This is a genomic window from Actinosynnema sp. NPDC091369 (genome assembly GCF_044757065.1).
Lineage (GTDB): Bacteria > Actinomycetota > Actinomycetes > Mycobacteriales > Pseudonocardiaceae > Actinosynnema.
The window spans coordinates 251,847-269,219 of the sequence record NZ_JBIVUG010000003.1 but is presented as its reverse complement, the minus strand read 5'-3'; the positions used below and the strand labels follow the sequence as shown (position 1 = coordinate 269,219).

Sequence of the window (17,373 nt, the reverse complement as noted above, 5' to 3'; positions counted from 1 at the left end):
GTCACAGCGACGCGCCCGGCCCACCGTCGAAGTGCGGCACGAACCCGCGGTAGACCTGCGGCGCGTGCCGCTTCAGCGCCAGGTCCAGCATCTCGCCGCCGATGTCGTCGGGCAACTGGACCCGGTGGCCGAACGCGGTCGTCGGGATGCTGCGGTACGTGGCGCCGAACGCCCGCGGGTCGTTCGGCGTCAGGTGCAGCCACAGCGACGGCTTCGACTTGTCGTCGAAGGACAGCGCCACCGCGGCCAGCTCGTACCACGGCACGGCCCACGAGCCGTTCTTCTCCTCCCAGCGCAGGCCCTGCGGCTCGACCACGAGCCGGCGCGGCCGGGCCTTGCGCCGCCAGACGCCGCCGCCGATCAGGCCGCCCACGGCGACCAGCGGTCCGACGAACATCGCCGCCAGGTGCCCGTCGCCGTAGGCCAGGAACATCAGCAGCACGCCGAACGCGGTGAACCCGAGCTGGACCGCCAGCCCCGCGCGCCGCTCGGCCCGGTTGCCGAAGGGAATCTCGATCTCTCTCACGACAACCCCACCGTGAAGCCCTCGTCCTGAACACCCCGGTACAAATGCGGCGCGAAGCCCAGCACCGCCCGCTCGACCACCGGGACCAGCGCCGCCGCGTCACCCAGCGGGAGCCGGTAGGCGCCGTCCTCGCGGGCCAGGTGCGCCATGTCGGCGTGCCGGGCCCGGAACCCGTTCCGGTCGGCGGGCAGCAGGTCCAGCCGCACCATCGTCTTGCGCAGCACCGCGTCGGCCGGGTGCACGACCCGCTCCCGCGTCCGCGAGATGCGCACCGCGCCCAGCTCGTGCCACGCCACCGCCCACGGCGCGCCGGCGGGGTCGTCCCACCGCACGCCGGGCGCCTCGAAGACGAGCTTGCGCGGCCGCGAGACCTTCTTCCAGTTCAGCACCGCGCCCAGCGCGATGCCGGTGAACGCGAGCCCGATGACGAGCGCGATCGTGCCGCCCACGCCCTCACCGTCGCCGTACGCGCTGACCGCGCCCACGAGCGCCGGCACGCCGAGCACACCGGCCACCGAGCCGCCGATGATCACCCGGCGGGTGTCCCGCGTGCCGATGTCCACCACCACCGGCGTCGTCATACCCCCACCCCCTCGACCAGTCGATCAGCCGCAGCGTAGGGGTCGAGCTCACCCGCCACGACCCGTTTGGCGAGGGTTTCGAGCGCGGACGCGCCGCGCAGGCCGCCGATCCGGGAGCGCAGCCGCTCCAGCGCGATGGCCTCGATCTCGCCCGCGGCCCTGGTCGCGCGGCGTCGGTCCAGCTCACCGCGTTCCACGAGCCACGCGCGGTGCCCGTCGACCGCGTCCACGACGTCGTCCAGCCCTTCGGCGCGGGACGCGACGGTCTTCACCACGGGTGGCCGCCACGAAGGGCCCTCCCGCTCGCGGCGGCCGAGGGAGATCATGTGCTTGAGGTCGCGCGCGGTCTGGTCCGCGCCGTCCCGGTCGGCCTTGTTGACCACGAAGACGTCGGCGATCTCCAGGATGCCCGCCTTGGCGGCCTGGATGCCGTCGCCCATGCCGGGCGCGAGCAGCACCACCGTGGTGTCGGCCAGCGACACCACCTCGACCTCGGACTGGCCCACGCCGACCGTCTCGACCAGCACCACGTCGCAGCCCGCCGCGTCGAGCACGCGCAACGCCTGCGGCGTGGCCCAGGACAGCCCGCCCAGGTGGCCGCGGGTGGCCATGGACCGGATGAACACGCCGGGGTCGGTGGCGTGCTCGCCCATCCGCACCCGGTCGCCGAGCAGCGCGCCGCCGGAGAACGGCGACGACGGGTCCACGGCCAGCACGCCGACCCGCTTGCCCCGCCTGCGGTAGGCCGCGACCAACGCCGACGTGGACGTGGACTTGCCCACGCCCGGCGCGCCGGTCAGGCCGATGACCTGCGCGTTCCCGCAGAACGGGGCCAGTGCGCCCGCGACCTCGCGCAGCTGCGGACTGGCGTCCTCGACCAGCGAGATCAGCCGGGCGACCGCGCGCGGCTGTCCCTCGCGCGCGCGGTCGACCAGCTCGGCTACGTCAACGGTGCGGGTCACACCTCTAGACCTTAGGCACGCGGACGATCAGGGCGTCGCCCTGACCACCGCCGCCGCACAGCGCGGCCGCGCCCACGCCGCCACCGCGGCGCTTGAGCTCCAGCGCGAGGTGCAGCGCGATGCGGGCGCCCGACATGCCGATCGGGTGGCCCAGCGCGATCGCGCCGCCGTTGACGTTGACCTCGTCCTCGGACAGGCCGAGCTCGCGCATGGAGACGATGCCGACGGCGGCGAACGCCTCGTTGATCTCGACCAGGTCCAGGTCGGCCGGGTCGATGCCCTCCTTGGCGCAGGCGGCCTTGATCGCGTTCGAGGGCTGCTGGTGCAGGCTGGCGTCCGGGCCCGCGACGACGCCGTGCGCGCCGATCTCGGCCAGCCAGGTCAGGCCCAGCTCCTCGGCCTTGGCCTTGCTCATCACGACCACGGCCGCCGCGCCGTCGGAGATCTGCGACGCCGAGCCCGCGGTGATGGTGCCGTCGGGCGCGAACGCGGGGCGCAGCTTGGCCAGCGTCTCGGCGGTGGTGTCGCCGCGCACGCCCTCGTCCTCGGCGAACAGGACCGGGTCGCCCTTGCGCTGCGGGATCGACACCGGGGCGATCTCCTCGGCGAAGACGCCGTTGCCCGCGGCCTTGGCGGCGCGCTGGTGCGACCGGGCGGAGAACTCGTCCTGCTCCTCGCGGGTCAGGCCGTGCCGGGAGTTGAACTTCTCCGTGGACATGCCCATCGCGACCTGGTCGAACGCGCAGAACAGGCCGTCGTGGGACATGTGGTCGAGCATGGTCACGTCGCCGAACTTGAACCCGCCGCGGGACTTCTGGAGCAGGTGCGGCGCCTGGGTCATCGACTCCTGGCCGCCCGCCACCACGACGTCGAACTCGCCCGCGCGGATGAGCTGGTCGGCCAGCGCGATCGCGTCGATGCCCGACAGGCACACCTTGTTGATGGTCAGGGCGGGCACGGTCATGGGGATGCCCGCGTTCACCGCCGCCTGGCGCGCCGGGATCTGGCCCGCGCCCGCGGTGAGCACCTGGCCCATGATCACGTACTGGACCTGCTCGGGCGCGACACCGGCCCGCTCCAGGGCCGCGGAGATCGCGACGCCGCCGAGCTGGGCGCCGGAGAAGTCCTTCAACGATCCGAGCAGTCGCCCCATCGGGGTACGGGCCCCGGCGACGATGACGGAACCGGACACAGCAGCCTCCACAGCGGGTGTAAGCGGTTGTTAACACGCCACGATACCCACGGTTACCACGGAGTAGCCCTGTGAGGCGTCGCACAGCGGGACCTGCACCGATTCGGCCACTAGCCTTCATGACCATGGAAGAACTCCGCGGTTTTGTCACCGCCATCGACCACGTCGGCATCGCCGTGCCGGACCTCGACGCCGCGATCGCGTTCCACCGCGAGCACTTCGGCCTGGAGGTCGCGCACGAGGAGGTCAACGAGGAGCAGGGCGTCCGCGAGGCGATGCTGCGCGCGCCCGGTGACGACGGCACGGGCACCGCCGTGCAGCTGCTCGCGCCGTTGACGCCGGAGTCCACCATCGCGAAGTTCATCGGCCGGTCCGGTCCGGGGTTGCAGCAGCTCGCCTACCGGGTGTCCGATGTGGACGCGGCGGCGGACGCGCTGCGCGCCAAGGGCTTGCGCCTGCTGTACGAGGCGGCGCGGCGCGGCACGTCCGACAGCCGGGTCAACTTCGTGCACCCGAAGGACGCGGGCGGCGTGCTGGTGGAGCTCGTCGAGCCCGCGGCCGACCACTAGGAGTCACCGGTCGGATCAGGGCGAGCCCGCGCTAGGGCCGTTCCAGGGCGGCGGCCACGAACGACAGCTCCAGGTCCATCCGGTCGTCGCCCGGCGCGTGCCGGGCCACCGAGTGCCGGTAGCTGACCGCGAGCGCGAGCAGCGCGGACGCGCTGTCGACGTCCTTCGCGGCCACCGCCGCCCCGCCCGCCGCCAGGATGACGTTGCGGATCTGCCGCGCCACCGACCGGTACCGCTCGTGCAGCGCGTCGCGGACCGCCTTGTGGGTGTCCGCCTCGCGCCACAGCAGGTGGCTGAGCAGCGGTGACGCGTCGAGCCGGGCGTCCAGCGCGGCGACGAGCCGGCGCAGGCTCTCGGCGATGTCGCCGACGACCACGACGCGGCGGGCGTCGACGGTGCCGTCCGGCAGCCGCTGCACGAGTGCCGCCAACAGGTCCGTTTTGCGGCGGAAGTAGTAGTGCACGAGCCCTTTGGGCACGGCGGCCCGTTCGGCGATGCGCGAGGTCGGCGTCGCGTCGAAGCCCGACTCGGCGAACAACTCCTCGGCCGCTCGCAGGATCCGCTCCCGTGCCGACGGGTCCTCCACCACTGCCCCGCTCCCCCTCCGCGTCGATCGGGCCCACGGCGGCTGCCGTGGGCCCGGTTGTCGTCACCTGCCGGCCGTCGCCTCCAGGTCGTCACCCTCAGGCGGTCGCCCTCAGGCGGTGCCCGCGACCCGGCCGCCGTGCGCGGCGTTCGCCAGCGGCAGCGCCATCGCACCCGCCGCCACCGTCAGCACGCCGCCGATCCACGAGATCCACGCCGCGCCCGCGAGGTCGCTGTAGCCCATCACCCACGGCGAGATGAACAGCAGCGCGCCCAGGACCATCTGGAACCACTCGCCGTAGACCATCCCGGGCATCGCGAGCGACGCGAGGCCGTCGATGGCGATCAGGGCGCCGAGCACGATCATCGTCCACATGGCCCCGGTGGTCGTCTCCACCACCAGGGGCGAGAGCAGGACCAGCACGCCGATGACGACCTCGGCCCAGTCCTGCCACCTGGTCCACGCCTTTGCCATGACCAGTACCTCCGTCCTCGTCCGTCGGACACCTCCGATGGTCCGCTTGGTTGGCCGCCCGGTCAAGAACGACCGATCGGGGGAAAAGCCAGTGCAGTGGCTCACAGCCCGCGTTCTGAATCGGTTACCCGTGGGTAACCTCCGGCAACCTGCGTGGACCTCTAGAGCCCGCCACATCGACCATCCCGAAGCCCCCATTGGGAGGGAACGCCGTGCAGAAGATCCTCGACGCGATCCTCGCGGACGAACTGGACGCGATCGGATCGCTGGACGTACCGGAGAGCTACCGGGGCGTGACGGTGCACGCCGACGAGGTCAAGATGTTCGAGGGCCTGGCCACCAAGGACAAGGACCCCCGCAAGTCGCTGCACGTCGACGAGATCGCCACGCCCGAGCTCGCCCCCGGTGAGGCGCTGGTCGCCGTGATGGCCAGCGCGATCAACTACAACACGGTGTGGACCTCGATCTTCGAGCCGCTGCCCACGTTCGCGTTCCTGAAGAAGTACGGCGGCCGGCACGACCAGCCGTTCCACGTGGTGGGCTCCGACCTGGCGGGCGTGGTGCTGCGCACCGGCCCCGGCGTGAACACCTGGAAGCCCGGCGACCGGGTCGTCGCGCACTGCCTGGACGTGCAGCTGGAGCACCCGGACGGGCACAGCGACACCATGCTCGACCCCGAGCAGCGCATCTGGGGCTTCGAGACCAACTACGGCGGCCTCGCCGAGATCGCCCTGGTCAAGGCCAACCAGCTGATGCCGATGCCCGCCCACCTGACGTGGGAGGAGGCGGCGTCACCCGGTCTGGTGAACTCCACCGCCTACCGGCAGCTCGTGTCGACCAACGGCGCGAACATGAAGCAGGGCGACACCGTGCTGATCTGGGGCGCGTCCGGCGGCCTCGGCTCCTACGCGACCCAGTTCGCGCTCAACGGCGGCGCCACCCCGGTGTGCGTCGTGTCGTCCCCGGAGAAGGCGGAGATCTGCCGGCGCATGGGCGCGGAGCTGATCATCGACCGCAGCGCCGAGGGCTTCAAGTTCTGGAAGGACGAGCACGAGCAGGACGTCGGCGAGTGGAAGCGGCTCGGCGCGAAGATCCGCGAGCTGACCGGCGGCGACGACCCGGACATCGTGTTCGAGCACCCGGGCCGGGAGACGTTCGGCGCGTCGGTGTACGTGGCGCGCAAGGGCGGCACGATCGTGACGTGCGCGTCCACCAGCGGGTACATGCACCAGTACGACAACCGGTACCTGTGGATGCACCTCAAGCGGATCGTCGGCTCGCACTTCGCGAACTACCGGGAAGCCTGGGAGGCCAACCGGTTGGTCGCCAAGGGGAAGATCCACCCGACACTGTCCAAGGTGTACTCCATGGACCAGACCGGGCAGGCCGCGCACGACGTGCACCGCAACGCCCACCAGGGCAAGGTCGGCGTGCTGACGCTGGCGCCGGAGGAGGGCCTGGGGGTACGCGACCACGAGCTGCGGGCCGCCCACCTGGACGCGATCAACCGTTTCCGGGGCGTCTAAAGCGAAATCACTCCCGATGTGCGGCGCTCGGGTGACCGCCGCACATCGGGAGCGGGTAGCGTGAGCGACATGGGCCTCGCCGACGACCGTGACCTCGTCCCCCTGGGATCCGGCTTCGACATCGTCAAGCGCGGGTACGACCGCGCCCAGGTCGAGGACCACCTGGAACGCCTGGACTCCGACCTGCGCCTGCTCGCGGCCGACCGGGACGCGGCGGTGTCGCAGACCAACGACCTGGCCCGGCAGCTGGAGGCGGCCCGGTCGGAGATCGCGGAGCTGCGCGGCCAGGTGGAGCGGCTCTCGCTGCCGCCGACCACGTTGGAGGGGCTGAGCGAGCGGTTGCAGCGGATGCTGCGGCTCGCGCAGGACGAGGCCAACGAGATCAAGGCGCGGGCCGAGGCCGAGGGCGGGCACATCCGCGCCAAGGCCGAGGCCGACGCGGGGGTGCTGCGCACCCGGTACGAGAAGCTGATCGCCGAGCTCGACCAGCGGCGCGCCGACATGGAGGCCGAGCACCGGGGCGTGCTGGAGACGGCGCGGGCCGAGGCCGACCGGATCGTGGGCGAGGCGCGGGCCGAGGCGACCCGGTTGGACGAGGAGTCGCTGCAGCGCCGCACCACGGTCGAGGAGGACTTCGAGATCGCGATGGCGGCCCGGCGGGTCGAGTCGATGAAGACGCTGGCCGAGCAGGAGGCGTCGTCGAAGGCCGAGGCCGAGCGCCGGGTGCGGGAGGCGACCGAGGAAGCCGCGCGGGTGCGCGCCCAGGTCGCGCAGGAGCAGGCCGCGGCGAACGCCGAGGCGCAGCGCCTGGTGCGCGAGGCGACGGAGGAGGCCAACCGCCGTCGGCACGACTCGATCAGCGAGGCGACCGCGCGCGTGCAGGAGGCGACCGACGAGGCGAACCGCCGGGTGCGCGAGGCGACGGAGGAAGCGAACCGCCGCGTCACCCAGGCCACCCAGAAGGTCGAGGCCCTGCGCCAACTCCGCAACCGCCTGTCGCAGCAGCTGCACGCCGTGAGCTCCGCCCTGCACGACGTCACCCCCTTGCTGGACCCCCTGGAGGAGGAACGCCCGACCCCTCCCCAGTCCCAGCCCACCCCTGCCGCCCCCGCTCCCACTTCCGGCACGGGCTCCGGCTCCGGCGCGACCGCCGCCAAGCCGACCTCCGCCGACACCCCGGCACCGGCCTCACCCCCGGCTCCCCCGGCCGACACGCCGAAGCCGGGCCCGGACGGCCCGACCCAGAAGATCGCCCGCCCGAAGCCCCAACCCACCAAGCGCTGACCCGAGAGTCGAACCCTCAGGACCCGAGAGTCCTACGTTCAGGACCCGAGAGTCCTACGTTCAGGACCCCTGAGTTCAACGCTCAGGACGCCGTCACACCCCGACGCGCCGTCGCCAGTCGAGCACGGCGGCGGCGAACGCGTCCGGTGCTTCCAGCGGCGTCAGGTGGCCGACGCCCGGCAGCTCGACGTACTCGCCGTGCCGCAGCGTCGCGGCCAGCTCCCGGGCCAACGCGGGCGGCGTGAGGGCGTCGTGCTCCCCGACCAGCACCAACGCCGGCACGTCCACCTCGGCCAGCACGTCCGCCGAGTCCGGCCGCGCGGCCATCGCCCGCTGCGCCCACACCACCTCCGCCGGGTCCTGGTCGAGGATCAGCTCCCGCACCCGCCCGGTCACGGCCTCGTCCGCCGCGGGTCCGAGCAGCCCGCCCACGACCGCGTCCGGCACCCAGCCGAGCCCTTCCGCCTCGACCCGCCCCGCCATCGCCAGCCGGTTCGCCCGCGCCTCGTCGGTGTCCGCGCCGGCGCGCGTGTCGGCCAGCACCAGCCCCGCCACCCGGGACGGGTCACGCCGCAGCACGGCCATCGCCACGTACCCGCCCATGGAGCACCCGCCGAGCACCGCCCGCTCGACCCCGCGCTCGTCGAGCAACCGCAGCAGGTCGTCCGCAACAGCCACCAGATCGGGTGAACGTCGGCCGCCCCGCTGGTCGGGCGTGATCGGTTTCAGCAGGTCACGCACCCCGTCCCACATCCGTGAGTCGAGCGGGAAGGCGTGCAGCAGGACGAGCGGAGCGGATTCCATACCCGGAATTGTCGGACCCCCTCGCTAGCTTCGTCGCATGACCTCCACCCCCGAACCGGACCGGATGCGCACCGACCGCCTCCTGCTCAGGCGCGTCGGCCCGGGTGACGTGCGCGCGGCGATCGCGGTGCTGTCCGATCCGGGGACGAACCGCCACAACCCGGCGGGGCCACCGTCGGCGGAGCAGGCGGCGAAGATGCTGGCCGAGTGGCAGGTGCACTGGGCGCGCGACGGCATCGGCTACTGGGCCGTGGAGCTGCCGGAGACCGGGGAGGTCATCGGCTTCGGCGGCCTGCGCCAGCACGACCTGGACGGCGAGGCGACGTTCAACCTGTTCTACCGGTTCCGCCCCCGGCACTGGGGTCGCGGCTACGCCCCGGAGATGGCGCGCGCGGCCATCGAGTGGGCGGGCCGGGCCCGGCCGGACCGTCCGGTCGCGATCATCACCGATCCCGGCAACAGGCCCTCCCAGCGCGTCGCGGAGAAGCTGGGCTTCGCGCACGTGGGCGACAGCACGACCGCCGAGGGTCCGGTGCTGGTCTGGCGGCGTCAGGAGGCCACGATGGTCGCCTGATGCTGCTCGTGGGGGCCGGACCAGGTGCGCGGCAACGGCGTGGGCACCTCGGGCACGGCTGCGGACACGATCGCGTCCAGCACCTCTTCGGCGTGCCCGACCATGAGGTGCTTGGCGCCGGGGAAGTCGATGACGTCCGCGGTCGGGATGTCCGCGCCGAACCGCCGCCTGGCCTCGGCCGGTGGCAGGTAGGTGTCGAACTCGGCCACCAGGCACACCACCGGCTTGCCCGAGCGCGCCCACGTCCGCAAGTGCTCAGCCTTGCTCCACCGCAGAGGAGGTGAGATCAACACGGCACCCTCGACCGCCGGCTCGCACCCGTGCATCAGGGCGAGGTCGGTGCCGAAGGACCAGCCGACGAGCCACACGGAGGGCAACCCCCGTTCGGCCGCGAACGCCAGGGCCGCCGCGACATCCAGCCGTTCGCCCACGGCGTGGTCGAACGCGCCCTCGCTGCACCCGGCCGCGCTGCGCGTGCCCCGCGTGTTGAACCGCAACACGGCCAGACCGGCCAGCGCGGGCAACCGCCAGGCCGCCTTGCGGTAGAGGTGGGAGTCCATCATCCCGCCGTGCGTCGGCAACGGGTGCAGCAGCACGACCGTGGCCAGGGGCTCCCGGTCGACCGGGAGGGCCAGCTCGCCGACCAACGCCAACCCGTCAGCGGTGCGCAACGTGACCGCCTCGCGTCGTGCCGGCAACACGGTGTTGGCCTTGATCAGCACCTCGCGCTCCACCCCGTCATCGTCCCACCGACCAACCACCCGGCCCGACGACCCCTGAGGGGGTGCACCCACGACCCACGGCAACGCTGACGACAGCCACGACTCGGCCGCCCTGCGATCGGGTCGGGCGGGCGCGGCCATCAACCGGCGGCATGCCGCACGGCGGCCGGGTCAGCGCGCGGACACATGGCGGGGGCGGCCACCGGCCACCTCATCCCTTCGTCCACGATTCGACCGACCGGCGACGGGCGGGCGACGCGGCTGACCGAGCCGCCCGGAGCCGCTGGACCTGGTGCCGGTGTCGGCGCTGGTGCGATCCACCGGTCGGCCCGAGGGCACTCGCCACCGGCCAACGAGCACGGAGCGTTACCAGCGGCGGGTGGTAGGGCCCCGGCGGGTCCGCGAGGTCCAGCAGCCCTGGTGCCAGTGGCGGCGGTCTTCGACGGAGCCGAAGTCGGCGGCCGGCCAGGCGACGACGTGAGGTGTGCCGGGGCGGATCTCGTGGTCGCAGCCCGGGCACCGGTAGGTCTTGGTGGTGGCGCTGCCGGAGACGGTGCGCACCAGCCACTCGCCGTCCGGGGCGCTCTCGGCCCGTGCCCAACCGTGCCCACCGACGGGTGAGGGCTCGGGTGGGCGTTGCGGGCGGTTACGGCGTGGCACGAGGAACGAGGGTATCCGGGCTCGCCCTGGGTGATCGCCTACGGTCCACTGGGTGAGCAAGTGGCAAAGGGTCGTATTAACCCTTCTCCTGGCCGTCGAAGTGGCCGTGACGCTGATGCCGGTGGTGCGCGGGCTGCTGTTCGAGCCGTCGCCCGCCGACGTCCTGTCCGGTCACGCCGCACGGCCGATCGTGGTGGAGCCGGACGTCCCGGTCGGCCAGCCGCGCGGGCTGCGGCACGGCGTGCTGCTCGGCACGACGATGTTGATGCTGGTCACCGCGCTGTCGGCGGTGGCACCGGTGTGGCTGCGGCCGAGCTCGCGGACGTGGGTCGTCACCTTCACCGGCACGCACCTGGCCGCCGCCGGCCTGGGCTGGGTGCACAGCCTGCCGTTGTTGACGCTGCTCGCCGCGGTGTCCGCTGTTGGGGTGCCCTTGCTGGTGCTGGCCCCACCGCGCCGGGGACAATGAGCACGTGCCAACCTACGAATTCCGCTGCAAGGCGTGCGGCTCGACCTTCGACGTGAAGCGGTCGATGGACGAGGCTTCCGCGCCCGCGCCGTGCCCGAACGGCCACGGCGACACCGTCAAGCTGCTGTCCATGGCCGGGCTGAGCGGCAAGGCCGACGCGCCCGCGGGTGGCGGCGGGTGCTGCGGCGGCGGCTGCTGCGGCTGACCGGCAGCACCCGGGCTCAGCCCTTGGGCTCCTTCTCCAGCAGCACCTCGGCCACCTTCTTGCCCTGGTCGCAGATGGCGCCGAAACGGGCGGACCCGTCGATCACGATGATCCCGAGCCCGCCCCCGGCGTAGTCCATCACCAGCACGCACGAGGGCTGCACCGACGTGTCCGTGGTCCGGTCGAAGTAGGTGACCTTCCGGTCGCCGAGGTCGAACTCGCCGTTGCTCTGCTCCAGCGTGATCGCCCGCCCCTCGCGGAACCGCAGCGTCACGCCGACGTCGAGCGAGCCGACGGAGGTCTGCCACTTGCACGACTGGTCGAACGCGTCGTCGTAGCCGGTCTCCGTCGGCTTGGCGCTCTTGTCCGGCACGTCGTAGGGCAGGTCCTTCCACCCGATCAACGCGCAGATGTCCTCGACGTCACCGGTGGGCTCACCGGACGGGTCCGCGGACCCCGTCGGGGTGGGCTGGGCCGACGTGAACGGCGGGTCGACGTCGAGCACCTGCTCCGCCACCGGGGTGCCGTTGACCGTGTACGCGCAGGCGCTCGTCAGACCGAACGCCGCCACCAGGAGCGAGATCACCACACGCCGCATGGTGACCACGATGCCAAACGCCGAAACCCGCCACGCCATCAGCCCGGACTACGCGCCCCTCAGGCCGCGTAGTCGCGGAACCCCTTGCCGGTCTTGCGACCCAGCCGCCCGGCCTTCACCAGGTGCTCCAGCAGCGGCGCGGGGGCAAAGCCGGCCTCGCGGAACTCCAGGTACAGGGTCCGCTCGATGGCCAGCGACACGTCCAGCCCCACCACGTCCAGCAGCTCGAACGGCCCCATCGGCAACGAGCAGCCGACCTTCATCGCGTTGTCGATGTCGTCGGCCGACGCGTAGTGCGCCTCCAGCATCTTCACCGCGTCGTTGAGGTACGGGAAGAGCAGCGCGTTGACGATGAACCCGGCGCGGTCGCCGCAGTGCACCGGCACCTTGCCCAGGTCCAGGCACACCCGGCGCGCGGTGGCGACGACGTCGGCGGACGTCGAGATGGTCTCCACGACCTCGACCAGCTTCATCACCTGCGCCGGGTTGAAGAAGTGCAGGCCGACGACGTCACCGGGCCGCGCGGTCGCGGCGGCGCACTCGATCACCGGCAGCGAGGACGTCGTGGTCGCCAGCACCGCGCCCGGCTTGCACACCTCGTCCAGCGCCTGGAACACCGCCTTCTTGATCGACAGCTCCTCGGCGACCGCCTCGACCACCAGGTCGCAGTCGGCGAGGTCCGCGAAGTCGACCACCGGCGTGACGCGGGCCAGCGCGGCGTCCCGGTCCTCCGCCGACAGCTTGCCCCGCGAGACGGCCTTCTCCAGCGACTTGCGCACCTTGCCGACGGCCGCCGCGGCCTTGTCCTCCGACCGCGCCCGCAGCACCACGTCGTACCCGCGCTTGGCGAACACCTCCACGATGCCCGTGGCCATGGTCCCGGTGCCGATCACGCCGACCCGCTGCACCTCGCGCGCGGCGTCGTCCTCCGCGGAGGCGACCGGCGTCAGCACGTCCGGCACGACGACCGGCGAGTCCGGCCCGTCGTAGGTGTAGAAACCGCGCCCGCTCTTGCGGCCCAGCAGGCCCGCGGTGATCATCTGCTTGAGCAGCGGCGCGGGGGCGTGCAGCCGGTTGCGGGACTGGTGGTACATCGTGTCCAGGATCTCGTAGGCGGTGTCCAGCCCGATGAGGTCCAGCACCGCCAGCGGCCCCATCGGGTAGCCGCACCCGTACCGCATGGCCGCGTCGAGGTCTTCCCTCGTCGCGTAACGGGACTCGTACATCCGCACCGCGTGGTTGAGGTACCCGAACAGCAGCGCGTTGGCGATGAACCCGGCCCGGTCGCCGATCACGACCGGCGTCTTGCCCAGCCCTTCGGCGAACGCGACCACGTCGGTCACCACGTCCGGCTCGGTGACGACCGTGCGGATCACCTCGACCAGCTTCAGCACCGGCGCCGGGTTGAAGAAGTGCAGCCCGACGACCTTGCCCGGCCGTCCGGTGTGGACACCGATCTCGGTGATCGACAACGACGACGTGTTCGACGCGAACACCGTGTCCGGCCCGCAGATCCGGTCCAGCTCGGCGAACACGGCCGCCTTGAGCTCGATCCGCTCCGGCACCGCCTCGATAACCAGGTCGACCCCGGCCAGGGCGTCCAACGACGTGGCGTAGGAGATGCGGCCCACCGTGGCGTCGCGCTCGGCCGCGGTCAACTTGCCGCCCGCCACCGCACGGTCGGTCGAGTGGTCCAGGTGGCCGCGTCCGCGGGCCAGGCCCGCCTCGTCCACGTCCACCGCCACCACAGTGATGCCGGTCCGGGCGAGGACTTCGGCGATACCGGCGCCCATCGTGCCGAGACCGACGATTCCGACCGTGGTGAACTGGCGCGTCACTGTGTACCTCCCACTCGACGGAGTGGCTACCGGACGGTAACTTGACCGCGACTATCCCACGGTCGTCACGCCTCGTACGCGTGAGCTTCACCATCGGTATCGAGCAAGTAATCGTTCCAGGCACGGCTCAGTCGTCGAACCGACGCGCGGCCAGCTCCTCCACCCTCCGCACGGCCTCCGCCGCGTCGACGCCCGACGCCACGACTTGCACCCGCGCACCACCGGGCGCACCCAGGCCCATCAACGCCAGCACGCTCTTCGCATCCGCCGACTCGTCCCCGAACCGCACCACCACCGACGCGTCCAACGGAGCCACCGCCCGCGCCACCAACGCCGCCGGCCGGGCGTGCAGCCCCACGACGTTCGTCAGCTCCACCTCGGCCCGCACCGCGTCCCCGCCCACCGCCACCGGCGAGACGACCCCGGAGGCAGCCGCCGCCACCTCCGCCAACCCGGCCCCACCCTGCGCCCGGACCGCCGCCGCCACGGCCCCCTCCACCAGCGGCGCGTCCACCACCACGACCGACCCCTCGGCCTCCTCGGCGGCCATGTCCGCCACCATCTTCGCGCTGCCGAGATCGAACAGGACGACCACTCCCGCCCCCGAATCGGCCTGCTTGATCGCCTCCCCCACGGCCACGTAGTCCGTGCCCAATCCGCCCGACCCGTCACCACCTGACGGCACGATCGCCACCGACGGCGCCATCTGCCCGGCCACCTCGACGACCCCCTCGGCCAACCGCCGGCTGTGCGAGACCACGACGAGCCCGATCACCGCGCCCGCCCCGCCAACGTCCGCAGCACCAACGCCGTCGACCGCGCGCCCGGGTCGAGGTGCCCCGCGCTGCGCTCACCCAGGTACGACGCGCGCCCCTTCCGCGCCACCATGGGCACGGTCGAGTCGGCACCCATCTCGGCCGCGTCCGCCGCCGCCCCGAGCACGTCCGCCACCCCACCACCACCAGCCGCCACGGACTCCGCGGCCGCCACCGCCGGCGTGAGCGCGTCCACCATCGTCTTGTCCCCCAACGACGCCTTCCCCCGCGCCACGACCCCCTCCAACGCCGCCCGCAACGCCGCCGCCACCGCCGCGCCGTCCACCGAGGCGACGTCACCCGCCGACGTCGCGGCACGCAGGAACGCCGTCCCGTACAACGGCCCGGCCGCACCACCCACCGTCGAGATCAACGTCGTGGCCACCAACCGCAGCACCCCGCCCGGCGACGACGGCACCTCGTCCAACTTGGACACCAGCGCCGTGAAGCCGCGCGCCAGGTTCTCGCCGTGGTCGCCGTCGCCGATCTCCCGGTCGAGCCGGATCAGCTCCTCCCGGTGCTCGACCACGACCGCCGCCACGGCCCGCACCGCCTCCGCGACCGACTCCGCCGTGCACGCCATCAGACGCCCCACCGCAGCGCCGGGGTGTGCACGGGCGCGTCCCACAGCTCGACCATCTCGTCGTCCAGCTTCAACACCGTCAGGCTCATGCCCTGCATCTCCAGACTCGTGATGTACGGGCCCACCAACCGCCGTTCCACGACGATCCCCCGTTCCGCCAGCAGCCGTTCCGCGATCCCGTGCGCCAAGTAGAGCTCGATCAACGGCGTACCGCCCATCGAGTTGGTGAACAGCAGCACCCGATCGCCCTCGCCGAACGGCAGGTCCTCCAGCACCGGGTCGAGCAGCGCCCGCACCATCTCCTCGGCCGACCCGACCGGCACCCGCCGCCGCCCCGGCTCGCCGTGGATGCCGATCCCCAGCTCCATCTCGTCGTCCGCCAACGTGAACGACGGCTCCCCCGCGTGCGGCACCGTGCAGGCCGTCAGCGCCAACCCCATCGACCTGACCTGCGACACCACCCGCCGGGCCAACGCCTCGCACCCGTCGAGGTCGACACCGCGCTCCGCCGCCGCCCCCACGATCTTCTCCAGCAACACCGTGCCGCCCACACCGCGCCGCCCCGCCGTGTACAGCGAGTCCTTCACCGCGACGTCGTCGTCGATCACCACGGTCCGCACGTCGACGCCATCGGCTGCCGCCAACTCGCCGGCGGTCTCGAAGTTCAGCACGTCACCCGTGTAGTTCTTCACGATCAGCAACGCACCCGCCCCGCCGTCGGTCCGCGCCACCGCCGCCGCCACCTGATCGGGTGTGGGTGAGGTGAACACGGCCCCGGGACAGGCCGCGTCGAGCATGCCCCGCCCGACGAAACCACCGTGCAGCGGCTCGTGCCCCGACCCGCCACCCGAGATCACGGCGACCTTCCGCGGCACCGGCGCGTCTGCCCGCACCACCACTGCGGGGTCGTACTGGACGTCCAGCAGGTCCGCGTGCGCGAGCGCCATGCCCCGCAACGCGTCGACCACCACGGTCGCCGGATCGTTGATGATCTTCTTCACGGGTGGACCTCCCGATCGACGCTGATCACCCCATTACTACTCCACCGGAAGCGGCCCCGAAAGCGGAAGCTACGGTGAGGCAACCCTAAGAACAGCAGGTCAGTGACCTGGAGTAGTGGAGGAACCCCGGAGTGTCGAACACCAGGATCGCGGCCCTGCTGGCAGCCGCCCTCACCCTCGCCGCGTGCGGCCAGACCGCCGAGCCGGCCGACAAGCCCGCCGTGGCCCAGGGCGGCTCGGAGTTCGGCAAGGCGGGCGAGAAGAGCGCGGGCTTCGGCACCGACGCCCAACCCGGCCAGTTCCCCCGCACGATCAAGCACGCCCTGGGCGAGACCGTGATCGAGAAGCGCCCGGAACGCGTCGTCGTCCTCGACGGCGGCGAGCTGGACAACGTCGTCGCCCTGGGCATCAAGCCGGTCGGCGTCGCCTACCCGGACGGCGCGCCCACCATGCCCGGCTACATCGGCGACAAGGCGGGCAACCCGGAGAACGTCGGCGGCATCACCAGCCTCAACCTGGAGACCATCGCCAAGCTCCAACCGGACCTGATCATCGGCTCACAACTGCGCGCCGAACAGCAGTACCCCAAGCTCTCGGCCATCGCCCCCACCGTCTTCTCCGCGCGCCCGGGCTACACGTGGAAGGAGAACTTCCGCCTGAACGCCGCCGCCCTGGACCGTTCCGCCGAGGCCGAGAAGCTGATCACCGACTACGAGTCCCACGCCAAGCGCGTCGGCGAGACCATCGAGTCCAAGACGGGCAAGCGCCCCACCGTCACCATGCTCCGCTTCATGCCGGGCAAGATCCGGCTCTACGCCAAGAAGAGCTTCATCGGCACGATCCTGATCGACGCCGGCATCCCCCAACCCCAAGCCAGCCAGGCCGACGACCTGGCCGTCGAGGTCAGCACCGAGCAGATCGCCCAAGCCGACGGCGACTGGATCCTGATCGGCACCTACGGCGACCAGACCAAGACCGCCCAACAGCAAGTCCTGGCCGGCCCCCTCTGGCAAACCCTGAACGCCGTCAAGTCCGACCACGCCAAGCCGGTCAGCGACGAGACCTGGTTCCTGGGCCTGGGCGTCCTCGCCGCCGAAGAAGTCCTCACCGACCTCGAACAGAACCTCACCACCCCCTGACCCAACCCCACCCCCACGGACCCGGAACCAGCCTCCGAGGCCCGATTTGACATGGGTTCGACCAGCCTGGAGTGCCCGTAAGGGCACCATGTCAAATCGGGCCGGACCGGCCCCGAGCCCCGAGCCCCGAGCGTTGAACTCACACGCCCCGAGCGTTGAATTCTCGCACCCCGAACGTAGGACTCTCGCGCCCTCAACGTAGGACTCTCGCGTCCTGAACGTAGAACTCACCGGACGTGAGCGTTCGACTCTCGGGACCTGAGCG

Annotated in this window: 21 protein-coding genes; 7 read left to right on the top strand and 14 right to left on the bottom strand. The window is 72.1% G+C overall.

Annotated features, from left to right (window positions below; genetic code table 11):
• Position 1: 1 nt before the first annotated feature.
• The 4 genes from ACIQMJ_RS13765 to ACIQMJ_RS13750 are packed head-to-tail and all read right to left on the bottom strand — an operon-like array spanning position 2 to position 3,261.
• Positions 2 to 526 (bottom strand): hypothetical protein, encoded by a 525-nt coding sequence (locus ACIQMJ_RS13765; RefSeq protein ID WP_499761314.1) that lies wholly within the window; start codon positions 524 to 526, stop codon positions 2 to 4.
• Positions 523 to 1,107: a hypothetical protein gene (locus ACIQMJ_RS13760; protein ID WP_499761313.1), complete on the bottom strand. Its 585-nt coding sequence runs from the start codon at positions 1,105 to 1,107 to the stop codon at positions 523 to 525. The genes ACIQMJ_RS13765 and ACIQMJ_RS13760 overlap by 4 nt, the downstream gene beginning before the upstream one ends.
• Positions 1,104 to 2,069 (bottom strand): methylmalonyl Co-A mutase-associated GTPase MeaB, encoded by a 966-nt coding sequence (gene meaB, locus ACIQMJ_RS13755; protein WP_499761312.1) that lies wholly within the window; start codon positions 2,067 to 2,069, stop codon positions 1,104 to 1,106. Before meaB ends, ACIQMJ_RS13760 begins: the two co-directional genes overlap by 4 nt.
• Before the next feature lie 4 nt (positions 2,070 to 2,073).
• Positions 2,074 to 3,261 carry an acetyl-CoA C-acetyltransferase gene (locus tag ACIQMJ_RS13750; RefSeq protein WP_499761311.1) on the bottom strand — a complete coding sequence of 396 codons (1,188 nt, stop codon included), beginning with the start codon at positions 3,259 to 3,261 and terminating at the stop codon, positions 2,074 to 2,076.
• Positions 3,262 to 3,380: 119 nt separating this feature from the next.
• Between ACIQMJ_RS13750 and mce the strand changes: the two genes are divergently transcribed.
• Positions 3,381 to 3,830 carry a methylmalonyl-CoA epimerase gene (gene mce / locus ACIQMJ_RS13745; RefSeq protein WP_499761310.1) on the top strand — a complete coding sequence of 150 codons (450 nt, stop codon included), beginning with the start codon at positions 3,381 to 3,383 and terminating at the stop codon, positions 3,828 to 3,830.
• A gap of 31 nt (positions 3,831 to 3,861) precedes the next feature.
• On the opposite strand, the gene ACIQMJ_RS13740 is transcribed toward mce, so the two are convergent.
• On the bottom strand, positions 3,862 to 4,416 hold the full coding sequence (locus ACIQMJ_RS13740; RefSeq protein WP_499761825.1) for a TetR/AcrR family transcriptional regulator: 555 nt from the start codon (positions 4,414 to 4,416) through the stop codon (positions 3,862 to 3,864).
• A 111-nt stretch (positions 4,417 to 4,527) separates the two neighbouring features.
• Positions 4,528 to 4,890: an SPW repeat protein gene (locus tag ACIQMJ_RS13735; protein ID WP_499761309.1), complete on the bottom strand. Its 363-nt coding sequence runs from the start codon at positions 4,888 to 4,890 to the stop codon at positions 4,528 to 4,530.
• Between the two features lie 212 nt (positions 4,891 to 5,102).
• On the opposite strand from ACIQMJ_RS13735, the gene ccrA reads away from it, so the two are divergent.
• Positions 5,103 to 6,416 (top strand): crotonyl-CoA carboxylase/reductase, encoded by a 1,314-nt coding sequence (ccrA, locus tag ACIQMJ_RS13730; RefSeq protein ID WP_499761308.1) that lies wholly within the window; start codon positions 5,103 to 5,105, stop codon positions 6,414 to 6,416.
• A 69-nt stretch (positions 6,417 to 6,485) separates the two neighbouring features.
• Entirely contained in the window at positions 6,486 to 7,700 is a 1,215-nt protein-coding gene (locus tag ACIQMJ_RS13725; protein WP_499761824.1) for a chromosome segregation protein, read from the top strand.
• Positions 7,701 to 7,793: 93 nt separating this feature from the next.
• On the opposite strand, the gene ACIQMJ_RS13720 is transcribed toward ACIQMJ_RS13725, so the two are convergent.
• On the bottom strand, positions 7,794 to 8,504 hold the full coding sequence (locus tag ACIQMJ_RS13720; RefSeq protein ID WP_499761307.1) for an alpha/beta fold hydrolase: 711 nt from the start codon (positions 8,502 to 8,504) through the stop codon (positions 7,794 to 7,796).
• 37 nt (positions 8,505 to 8,541) lie between these two features.
• Here ACIQMJ_RS13720 and ACIQMJ_RS13715 point away from each other — a divergent pair, with 37 nt between their 5' ends.
• Positions 8,542 to 9,078, top strand: coding sequence for a GNAT family N-acetyltransferase (locus tag ACIQMJ_RS13715; RefSeq protein ID WP_499761306.1), 537 nt, complete (start codon positions 8,542 to 8,544; stop codon positions 9,076 to 9,078).
• Here ACIQMJ_RS13715 and ACIQMJ_RS13710 read toward each other — a convergent pair.
• Positions 9,054 to 9,812, bottom strand: a complete 759-nt coding sequence (locus ACIQMJ_RS13710) for an alpha/beta hydrolase (protein ID WP_499761305.1) — start codon at positions 9,810 to 9,812, stop codon at positions 9,054 to 9,056. The two genes, ACIQMJ_RS13715 and ACIQMJ_RS13710, sit on opposite strands and share 25 nt — an antisense overlap.
• A gap of 354 nt (positions 9,813 to 10,166) precedes the next feature.
• Positions 10,167 to 10,460, bottom strand: coding sequence for an Rv1322 family protein (locus ACIQMJ_RS13705; protein WP_499761304.1), 294 nt, complete (start codon positions 10,458 to 10,460; stop codon positions 10,167 to 10,169).
• Between the two features lie 52 nt (positions 10,461 to 10,512).
• Between ACIQMJ_RS13705 and ACIQMJ_RS13700 the strand changes: the two genes are divergently transcribed.
• Positions 10,513 to 10,929: a hypothetical protein gene (locus ACIQMJ_RS13700; protein ID WP_499761303.1), complete on the top strand. Its 417-nt coding sequence runs from the start codon at positions 10,513 to 10,515 to the stop codon at positions 10,927 to 10,929.
• 4 nt (positions 10,930 to 10,933) lie between these two features.
• Complete coding sequence (locus ACIQMJ_RS13695) at positions 10,934 to 11,134, top strand: FmdB family zinc ribbon protein (protein ID WP_499761302.1); 201 nt, start codon at positions 10,934 to 10,936, stop codon at positions 11,132 to 11,134.
• A 16-nt stretch (positions 11,135 to 11,150) separates the two neighbouring features.
• Here ACIQMJ_RS13695 and ACIQMJ_RS13690 read toward each other — a convergent pair whose 3' ends face one another.
• The 5 genes from ACIQMJ_RS13690 to dhaK all read right to left on the bottom strand — a co-directional run bounded on the left by ACIQMJ_RS13690 (position 11,151) and on the right by dhaK (position 15,969).
• Positions 11,151 to 11,732 (bottom strand): DUF3558 family protein, encoded by a 582-nt coding sequence (locus ACIQMJ_RS13690; protein ID WP_499761301.1) that lies wholly within the window; start codon positions 11,730 to 11,732, stop codon positions 11,151 to 11,153.
• A gap of 59 nt (positions 11,733 to 11,791) precedes the next feature.
• A complete protein-coding gene (locus ACIQMJ_RS13685; RefSeq protein ID WP_499761300.1) occupies positions 11,792 to 13,570 on the bottom strand; it encodes a 3-hydroxyacyl-CoA dehydrogenase family protein in 1,779 nt (592 codons plus the stop codon).
• 127 nt (positions 13,571 to 13,697) lie between these two features.
• Positions 13,698 to 14,345 (bottom strand): dihydroxyacetone kinase phosphoryl donor subunit DhaM, encoded by a 648-nt coding sequence (gene dhaM / locus ACIQMJ_RS13680; protein WP_499761299.1) that lies wholly within the window; start codon positions 14,343 to 14,345, stop codon positions 13,698 to 13,700.
• Complete coding sequence (dhaL, locus tag ACIQMJ_RS13675) at positions 14,342 to 14,968, bottom strand: dihydroxyacetone kinase subunit DhaL (protein ID WP_499761298.1); 627 nt, start codon at positions 14,966 to 14,968, stop codon at positions 14,342 to 14,344. Before dhaL ends, dhaM begins: the two co-directional genes overlap by 4 nt.
• On the bottom strand, positions 14,968 to 15,969 hold the full coding sequence (gene dhaK / locus ACIQMJ_RS13670; protein WP_499761297.1) for a dihydroxyacetone kinase subunit DhaK: 1,002 nt from the start codon (positions 15,967 to 15,969) through the stop codon (positions 14,968 to 14,970). The genes dhaL and dhaK overlap by 1 nt, the downstream gene beginning before the upstream one ends.
• A gap of 131 nt (positions 15,970 to 16,100) precedes the next feature.
• Between dhaK and ACIQMJ_RS13665 the strand changes: the two genes are divergently transcribed.
• Positions 16,101 to 17,108: an ABC transporter substrate-binding protein gene (locus ACIQMJ_RS13665; protein WP_499761296.1), complete on the top strand. Its 1,008-nt coding sequence runs from the start codon at positions 16,101 to 16,103 to the stop codon at positions 17,106 to 17,108.
• Positions 17,109 to 17,373: the final 265 nt, after the last annotated feature.